Genomic DNA, 2,384 nt, shown 5'->3' with positions numbered 1-2,384 from the left:
CCGCCAGGGGGGGGGTGCGGGCGCGCGCGGGGGGGGGGGGGGGGGCGCGCGCGCCCCCCCCCCCCCCCCCCCGCCGGGGGGGGGGGGGGCGGGCGGCCAGACCAGGGGGACGGCGCAGCTGGCGGCGACCGCGTCCGCGAGGTCGAGCCCGGAGCCCGCGTCGAAGGCCTCGACGCTGCCGGTCTCCGCGTCCACGGCGGTGATGCGCAGCGCCCGTGCGGGCCAGGCGGTGGCGTCGCGCAGCAGGGTGCGCACGGTTTCGGACAGGTCGTGGGCGGGGGTGGTGCGCGCGGTCAGGGCGGCGTGGCCCAGGCGCCGGACGGAGCGTTCCGGGTTGCGGGTGGCCATCGCTGCCCACAGGAAGCGCAAGGTCTGCGCGGCGGTGACGTCCATCTCGACCCGGTCGAGGTCGGCCAGTTGACGTTCGTACAGCTCGCGGGCGGGTTCGCCGCTCGCGAGCCGGGCGCCGAAGACGGCTCCGGCCGAGGTGCCGATGACGGTGTCGGCGGTCGTCAGGTCGATCCCGCCGGCGGTGAGGCCCGCGAGTACGCCGGTCAGCCACGCGCCGCCGACCGGTCCGCCGCCGCCCAGTACCAGTGCCGTGCCGTTCATGGCGTCCTTCTCTCCCCAGCCCCAGAACTGGGGATAGCTCCCCGGTTAGCCTCGGGGCAACGATACACCGATGGAGGGCGGCGCGTTCGGGCCGGTGATCGGGTTTCAGGATCCGCAGCGCTCACGGCAGTCGGGCCGCTCCCCCGACCATTCCTTGTGGTCGTCCGTCCAGACCGGCTTTCTCGACGGAACCGGCCGCGGGAAGCAAGGGTGAGGCATACGGGGGGCACCCCTGCCTTCGGTGCACTTCTCGGCGCCCGGGTACGGCCCCCGCCGGGACCGACCCTCGACACTCTCCTCCCCGCCCTGGCCGGCGACGACGACCTCCAGCGGCTCGCAATGAGGCCTGGGCACCCGAGCGTGGCGGCCGGGCCGTCGCCGTGGGCCGGGACCGTGCAACGGCGGACGGCGGGGCGGCGGGCATGGACGGGGCCACCAACAGCGGCCGCCGCCGAACGACTCCCCGGTTCCCGGCTCATCGACGGCGGCCGGACCGGGCGGGGAGACTGCTGGCGGCATCGAGCGGAACGACGAGAGGGGCGACCGTGAGCAGGAACAGCGAGGACCAGGGGCGGTTGAGCGGGCGGATCTGTGTCATCGCCGGCGCGGGCGGAGCCATCGCCGGTGCTGTCGCGGCGCGGCTCACCGCCGAAGGCGGGCGGGTGATCGGAATCGACCGGCGGCCGCTGGACGTCCCCTTCCCGGTGGTCGCGGCGGACCTGCGGAGCGAGGCAGAGACACGACTGGCGTTCGAACGCATCCACGCGGAGTCCGGCCGGATCGACGTGCTCCACGTCAACGCCGGTCCCGTGACTCCTCCCCCGGCTGAAGCCGGGGGCTTCTCGCTAACCCTGGCGGGCGTTGCGACGGACCAGCCCGGCCCGTAGAACGTTGGTGGCTCCCACCGTGTCGGCGTGCGCCTGGTGGCCGCAGGCGACGCAGTGGAAGGTGTCCTGTGTGGGCCGGTTCTTTGCCGCGACGTACCCGCACTCCGGGCGCGGGCAGGTGCGGGAGGTGTTGCGGGGGTCCACGGCGATCACTTCCCGGCCGGCGCTTTCAGCCTTGCTGGCGAGGATCGTGAGGAACACCCCCCAGCCGGCATCGTTGATCGACTTGTTCAGCCCGGCCTTGGCCGCCGCACCGTTCGGCAGGAACACACCCGGCCGGCCGGGGTCGGGCTTCGGCACGGGAGCCTTGACCATGTTGCGGATCCTGAGGTCTTCGTGCGCGATGAAGTCATGCTGACGCACGAGGTCAAGAGCGGTCTTGTGCGCGTGGTCGAGTCTCTGACGGCGGACCCTGCGGTGAAGGTCCGCGACCTTGCGGACGGCCTTGCGGCGGCGGTTGCTGCGCCGCTTGCACCGGCTGAGGGCCTGCTGTGCGGCTTCGAGTTTCGCGGCGGCGCGCCGCCCGTGGCGGGGGTTGGGGACGAACCCGCCGCCCGAGTCGGCGAGGAAGTTGGCCATGCCCACGTCGATGCCGACCACGGAGCCGGTCGCGGGCAGCGGCTCCGGCTCGCCCTGTTCGGCGGCCAGCACGACGAACCACTTGCGGCCCTCGCGCTTGACGGACACGGTCTTGACCCTGCCGGCCACCGGGCGGTGCCGGTTGACCTTGACGTGCCCAACGCCCTGGAACCGGACACGGGTCACCGGATCGTGCGGCGTGGAATCCCAGCGGCAGCCGTCACCGTCCTTCGGGAAGTCCACCGTGCCGAACCAGTTCACCCCCCGAAAGCGCGGGTAGCCGGGCGTCTCGCCGGACTTGACCCG

The 2,384-nt window shown here is 73.7% G+C and carries 3 protein-coding genes; 1 reads left to right on the top strand and 2 read right to left on the bottom strand.

Annotated features, from left to right (window positions below; genetic code table 11):
- A partial coding sequence (locus tag ACFV4G_RS37505; RefSeq protein ID WP_380446999.1) for a patatin-like phospholipase family protein occupies positions 1-612 on the bottom strand: 612 nt, incomplete at its 3' end.
- A gap of 545 nt (positions 613-1,157) precedes the next feature.
- Between ACFV4G_RS37505 and ACFV4G_RS37500 the strand changes: the two genes are divergently transcribed.
- Entirely contained in the window at positions 1,158-1,499 is a 342-nt protein-coding gene (locus ACFV4G_RS37500; protein ID WP_380446997.1) for an SDR family NAD(P)-dependent oxidoreductase, read from the top strand.
- On the opposite strand, the gene ACFV4G_RS37495 is transcribed toward ACFV4G_RS37500, so the two are convergent.
- Positions 1,458-2,384: RNA-guided endonuclease InsQ/TnpB family protein (locus tag ACFV4G_RS37495; protein WP_380446994.1), on the bottom strand; the 927-nt coding region annotated here is incomplete at its 5' end. The two genes, ACFV4G_RS37500 and ACFV4G_RS37495, sit on opposite strands and share 42 nt — an antisense overlap.

The sequence above is a fragment of the Kitasatospora sp. NPDC059747 genome, from assembly GCF_042732955.1.
Taxonomy (GTDB): Bacteria; Actinomycetota; Actinomycetes; order Streptomycetales; family Streptomycetaceae; genus Kitasatospora.
Note: the sequence above shows the minus strand (reverse complement) of the source record. Positions and strands in the feature narration are given on the sequence as shown.